The 1,070-nt window shown below is 34.0% G+C and carries 2 protein-coding genes; both read left to right on the top strand.

The features are described from left to right. Positions 1 to 45: 45 nt before the first annotated feature. Positions 46 to 450, top strand: coding sequence for a helix-turn-helix domain-containing protein (locus VB796_RS23725; protein WP_323349078.1), 405 nt, complete (start codon positions 46 to 48; stop codon positions 448 to 450). Continuing rightward, positions 431 to 1,060 (top strand): IS630 family transposase, encoded by a 630-nt coding sequence (locus VB796_RS23720; protein WP_323349077.1) that lies wholly within the window; start codon positions 431 to 433, stop codon positions 1,058 to 1,060. Before VB796_RS23725 ends, VB796_RS23720 begins: the two co-directional genes overlap by 20 nt. Positions 1,061 to 1,070 lie beyond the last annotated feature (10 nt).

Here is a 1,070-nt window from a genome sequence, read left to right as displayed (position 1 = left end):
TAAGTAATCTGTCATAATAAAAGTATATTTTTCATATCTTCGTCTATGCGTTATATCAAGCTCAATGAAGAAGAAATACAGCAACTCGTATCCATGGAGTTAGCCACGATTAGTCAACCTTTGCGAAATAGGATAAAATGTCTTTTAATGTCGCACAAAGGAGCTAAGGTAAAAGAATTATGTCTCTATTTTGACGTTGTTCCTAAAACCATTTATGAGTGGTTTGATTTATGGGACAAAGGTGGTTGTATTGGTATTTTACATAAACCTGGCACTGGTCGTAAAGCAAAACTAAAAGATATTCCATTAGAAGTGATTGAAGACTTAGTCAAAAAACATCCTCGGAACTTGAATGGAGTAATCGCAGAACTCATTGAGAATTACTCTTTAACCATATCCATTAGAACTTTACATCGGTATATAAAAAAAGTTGAGTTTCACATGGCGTAGGGTTCGTAAATCGCTTAAAGCCAAACGAAATCCAATTGAGTTTGCTTGTAAAAAGGCTGAGGCGGTACGCCGCCCGATAGAACAATTGGAATCCCTTGCAAACCAAGATTATCTTGATGTATTCTATTACGATGAAAGCCATTTTTGTCTAACTCCTTGTGTTCCTTACGCTTGGCAAATTAAGGGTGAAACGATTGAAATACCCACTGCAAGAAGTAAAAAGATTAATGTAGCAGGCTTTTTCTCCAAAAAGAATCAACTCATCCATTACTATTCAGAAGCAAGTATTAATAGCGAAAAACTAACGGAAATATTCAATGATTTTGCCCTTAAAACCACCAAAAAGACAGTCGTTATCATGGATAATGCACCGATTCATAAAAGTAAAATATTTATGTCAAATATAGAAAAATGGCGTGTAGAGAATGATTTATTTCTGTTATTCTTGCCAACCTATTCCCCCGAACTTAATCTTATTGAGATTCTGTGGAGAAAGATTAAATACGAGTGGCTTGAATTTAATGCTTACTTGTCATTCGATAGACTCAAAAGGAATCTAAAAACAATACTTGATAACGTAGGTAAGAAATTTAACATTCAATTTGTCTAATTACTTATGT

Source organism: Arcicella sp. LKC2W (assembly GCF_034931005.1).
Classification (GTDB): Bacteria; Bacteroidota; Bacteroidia; order Cytophagales; family Spirosomataceae; genus Arcicella.
This window is presented reverse-complemented; position numbering and strand designations above follow the sequence as displayed.

Coding starts and splice junctions, on each gene's coding strand:
- VB796_RS23725 (WP_323349078.1), top strand. CDS start 46: ATGCGTTATATCAAGCTCAATGAAGAAGAAATACAGCAACTCGTATCC.